The sequence below is a fragment of the Shigella sp. FC1967 genome (assembly GCF_001743005.1).
GTDB lineage: Bacteria > Pseudomonadota > Gammaproteobacteria > Enterobacterales > Enterobacteriaceae > Proteus.
Genome location: NZ_MIIZ01000689.1, coordinates 1 through 4,672 on the forward strand (window position 1 = coordinate 1; position 4,672 = coordinate 4,672).

Here is a 4,672-nt window from a genome sequence, read left to right on the forward strand (position 1 = left end):
AGTTAATATAAGAATATTAACAGGATTTTATTATCGAGGTATTTATGAAGAAATATAAAAATAACGAGTGAAAAAAAAGAATATAATGGTGTTACTTTATATAGAATTAAAAGAGTGTATACGGATAGTCCAGGCGGATGGATAGAAAATGAAAGTAATTTAAGCAGAGATGATAACTGTTTTATTTTTTGATAATGTTATGGTATTTGGTAATGCTAAAGTCACAGGTAATGCAATTATCAGGAATAATGTGAAGATCCACGGTAATGCAATAATTAAGGGAAATAGTAAAGTAAATGACAATGCAGAGATTTATGGTAATGCGTTAGTGGAAGATAATGTGACAATATCTGATTACGCTGTGATATATGATAATGCTGTTATTAAAGATAATGCTAAAGTATCAGGAGCGGCTATTGTTCGTGGTGATGCAATAGTTGAAAAAAACGGTTGGGTGACGGGTTATGCGACTATTGAGGGTAGTACGATTGTATCGGAAGATGGGTTTGTTAATAGCCAATCTGGCTCTTGGGATGATATTGATAGACTAAGAGCATTTTATATTTATATTAATAAATTTAATGAAACAGCGACTGCATATGTTAATGGTAGACATCAGGTGCCTATTACTATTTATATAGAAGCCTTAGATAAAAATGGTCGTTTCATAAAAATATCCAAAGAAGATATTTATAGAAATGTACATATAGTAAATGAAAAAAACCTTCCTATTATTAACAATAATAATATTTCTTTGTCTTGATAAAGATAATGGGTTTGTATTTCCAAGCAGTCAAGAAGCAACACTGAACTCCACATATGCATCCACTTGTGTTATTTATCTTTCTGTTAATAAAGTGATAGACACCTTTAATGTATGCGCACAAACTCACATTAAAGGAAAAGAGTATACTACAGCCTTTAAAAATAATTACAGTGAATATTTAAACTATATCACTCTGGATGTCGCACCAAAAAAAAATATTTACAGAGGCAGATGTAGATATAAATCCACTGGTAAATCCTAAAATAGAAAAAAAATGTAGAAACATCAGGTGATGTCTTAACGAAATATTATCTAAGGTTTAACGGCAATAATAAAACGGTAACTAAGAGTGTAGAATGTGAAGAAAATAAATCTTTTCATTTTTATCAAAAAGGTCATTACCAGATAATTAGCACTTCGACTTGATAATCATATTAAACAAATTTCCATTAACGCCTTATTATTACACTAAGAAATTTCATTTTAAACCTGATACTTTAATTCCAGTCACATCAGAAAATAATGAGGATGGGTTATGTTTCTGGAGCTATAGTATAGAATATGGGGAAAGCATTTTACATCCAGCAGGGAAGATAAAGAAATGAATTGTATTATATATGATCAATATGGTAATGATCTTAAAGTATCAATTAAAGCAGATGAAAACAATAAATTAAAGTTTTATTTTGGGTCATAACTATTAAATAAAGAGGTCACTGATTATAAGTGACCTGATAAATTATAAGTCGCGTTTACCACCCCTGAATAGCACCACCTTTAAAAATAGTTTCAGCGGCTGTTGCCACTTCGGGGGATTGATAGGCTTTAATAAAATCTCGCACATTATCAGCGTCTTTGTTTTCTTCTCTTGTCACAATAATATTGGTGTAAGGTGAATTTTTATCCTCAATAAAAATACTGTCTTTGGTTGGCGATAAATTAATTTGTTGGATATAAGTTGTACTGATAATAGCGACAGTGACTTTGGGATCGTTTAAAACTCGTGGCAATTGCGCGCCTTCTAGCTCCATAATTTTAAGCTTAAGTGGATTATCAATAATGTCGATAGCTGTAGGTAATAAACCACTGTTTGGTTTGAGTGTAATCAGGTTTTCTTTATCTAATAATAGTAAGGCTCGACCTAAATTGGTGGGATCGTTAGGAACTGCAATGGTATCGCCTAATTTTAACTCAGAAGGATGTTTAATCTTAGTTGAATAGCCCGCCATAGGAAAAACAAACGTATTGCCCACTGCCACTAAATTGTAACCGCGAGATTGATTATCTTGAGCAAGAAAAGGGCGATGTTGAAAAACATTGGCATCAAGTTCTTTGTTTGCCGTGGGATCATTAGGTAATAATGAACCACTGAAACTCACCAATTCAACTTCTAAGCCATATTTTTCTTTTGCGACTTTTTTGGCGACTTCAGCCACATCTTGCTCAGCACCATTAATCACACCTACTTTGATTGAATAGCTGTTTTTATCGCTATTATCACAGCCTGTTAATAATGTTCCTGCTAATAATAGCGCGCTGAAAATCCTACCAGAAAAATGTAGTGGCATAATGCATTCCTATCAAAATTTATTTATTAATAAATAACTTAGAATCAGATGAATAGTCAATGAAATCGCATATGACAAATATTCACATGATATAATTTAATGATAAAAACAATATGAAAATGAGGTGTAGAGTAGAAAAGTAGATAAAGAAGGAATGGCAAGGTAATAGAATAAAAAGGAATAAATAAAAATCCGAGCACTCAGGCTCGGATTTGAAGATAATAAATGCGGTATTATTATTTATTACTTTATTATTGCGCTTTCTTAAATAAAAGATGGCCCATTTTATCGGCTTTAGTATCAAGATAATGTGCATTACTTGGATTACGTCCGACGATCAAAGGAACGCGTTCGATAACATTAATGCCTGCAGCTTTCATGATTTCAATTTTCTTCGGATTATTGGTTAATAATCGCACTTCATGAACACCTAATAGATTATACATATCAGCACAAAGGGTAAAATCGCGTTCATCAGCTTTAAAACCTAACTCGAGGTTCGCTTCAACGGTATCTAATCCTTTATCTTGTAATGCATAAGCTCGTATTTTATTTAGCAACCCAATATTTCGGCCTTCTTGGCGATGATAAAGTAATACGCCACGACCTGTTTTGCTTATTTGTGAAAGTGCAGCTTCAAGTTGAAAACCACAATCACAACGTAGACTAAATAAAGCATCACCCGTTAAGCATTCTGAATGAATACGAGATAATACGGGCTCTGAGCCTGAAATATCGCCATAAACAAGGGCGACATGATCTTTTCCTGTTGCGATTTCTTCAAAACCCACCATTAAAAACTCACCAAAAGGAGTAGGTAGTTTTGCTTCTGCGATACGTCTTAATTTCATTATTTTTGACTCATAATTTCAGGTGAAACTCTCGTTCAAGATTATACACTTTATAACGAGAACAAAGAGAAATAAAACACTGAAATGCTTCCATGTCTAATAGGCAAGGAAATGGGATTACACACACTTATAAATTCACACCACTACAAATTATCAGATTTTATGCCTTCTTGCATAATGATTTATTGCTAAACTTGCATCGTTTATACTGATCATCTTTGGCTGTGATCGGAAGATAACATGTGTATTTACAAAGGGGCGATATATTGGATAAGCAAATAACAAAGTTGATTCTGTTAGGTAGTGTGTTGCTCTTAGTCATACCAAGTGTTGTATTGCTATTGGGTTGGAAATGGCAACCGACTGATCATCCTTTAGGCGGTATAAGCACATTATGGATAGCAGATAGTGCAGCAAAACCTTGGGGCGCTGTGACGATGATTGTTTTTTTCGTGTTGCTCTTTAGGATCTTAAAATTAAAAAGTAGCCACTTTATTCAATTAGCTGTGATAATTATTGCTACATTATCTATTGGACAACTCATTAAAGTTGCGGTTAAAAATACAGTAAAAGAGCCTCGCCCTTATGTTGTTTGGGTTAGTGAAAGTTTGCACATGAATTCTGAGGCATTTTATCAAGTACCAAGATCTGAGCGAGAGCAATTACTTCAAAATGGCTTAGCTAATTCACCAGTGATCCCTGAATGGCAACTGAAACATTGGAAAGCTGAAACAGGTTATGCTTTTCCATCTGGTCATAGTTTATTTTCGGCAACACTCGCATTATTTGTTTTTGTCCTTTTTATGTTGCGTCGTCATTATGTTTTAGCGTCACTCGGGTTATTATGGGGAATTGATGTCACAGTAGGGCGTATTGTATTAGGAATGCACTGGGCATCTGATGTGATTGTCGGTATTCTTATCAGCACAGTGCTGGTTTGGTGTGCATTTAAGGTGATTGAGCGACGTTTATTGCTCAAATCCTGACGATAACCCTTATTTTTGAGATACAGAATGTCTTTTTCGATATTTATGTGAAAAAATATACGAAAATCAGATGATTCTAAGAAATGACTTTCTTTGTGCGCAGTGAAAATGCTACCTTTATCTGTCTACTAAAGAAAAGAGAATAAAAAAGGAAATAACGTGAAAAAAGTCCTACTTTTTATTTTGGTTATTCTTGTTCTTGCCATCGTGGTGATTGCCATGACTTTAGGCACAAATAACGATCAGGTAGTCACATTTAATTACCTTATTGCTCAAGGTGAATATCGGATTTCTACCTTGTTAGCGACCTTGTTTGGTGGAGGTTTTATACTTGGCTGGATTGTCAGTGGTGTTTTTTTATCTACGTGTACGTTTATCACTAGGTAGAGCGAAACGTAAAATAAAACGCCTTGAAAGCGCCCAAGCAAAACAAGAAAACCAAGAAAGTCGCCCAACGGTTGCTTCTGCTACGAAATAAGGACGATAGCTGATGCTAGAATT

Annotated in this window: 4 protein-coding genes and 1 pseudogene; 3 read left to right on the forward strand and 2 right to left on the reverse strand. The window is 34.2% G+C overall.

All coding sequences use genetic code 11. The annotated features are described in order from the left end of the window. The first annotated feature begins 169 nt into the window (after positions 1–169). Complete coding sequence (locus BHE89_RS25500) at positions 170–763, forward strand: LbetaH domain-containing protein (RefSeq protein ID WP_286146044.1); 594 nt, start codon at positions 170–172, stop codon at positions 761–763. A gap of 755 nt (positions 764–1,518) precedes the next feature. On the opposite strand, the gene BHE89_RS09950 is transcribed toward BHE89_RS25500, so the two are convergent. Both BHE89_RS09950 and ribA read right to left on the reverse strand, forming a co-directional pair. Then, positions 1,519–2,334, reverse strand: a complete 816-nt coding sequence (locus BHE89_RS09950; RefSeq protein ID WP_069369231.1) for a MetQ/NlpA family lipoprotein — start codon at positions 2,332–2,334, stop codon at positions 1,519–1,521. A 251-nt stretch (positions 2,335–2,585) separates the two neighbouring features. After that, a complete protein-coding gene (gene ribA, locus BHE89_RS09955; protein WP_023582272.1) occupies positions 2,586–3,185 on the reverse strand; it encodes a GTP cyclohydrolase II in 600 nt (199 codons plus the stop codon). 266 nt (positions 3,186–3,451) lie between these two features. Between ribA and pgpB the strand changes: the two genes are divergently transcribed. Both pgpB and BHE89_RS09965 read left to right on the forward strand, forming a co-directional pair. Continuing rightward, positions 3,452–4,171 (forward strand): phosphatidylglycerophosphatase B, encoded by a 720-nt coding sequence (gene pgpB / locus BHE89_RS09960; protein WP_069369230.1) that lies wholly within the window; start codon positions 3,452–3,454, stop codon positions 4,169–4,171. Between the two features lie 159 nt (positions 4,172–4,330). Then, a pseudogene (locus BHE89_RS09965) lies at positions 4,331–4,649 on the forward strand (LapA family protein). Positions 4,650–4,672: the final 23 nt, after the last annotated feature.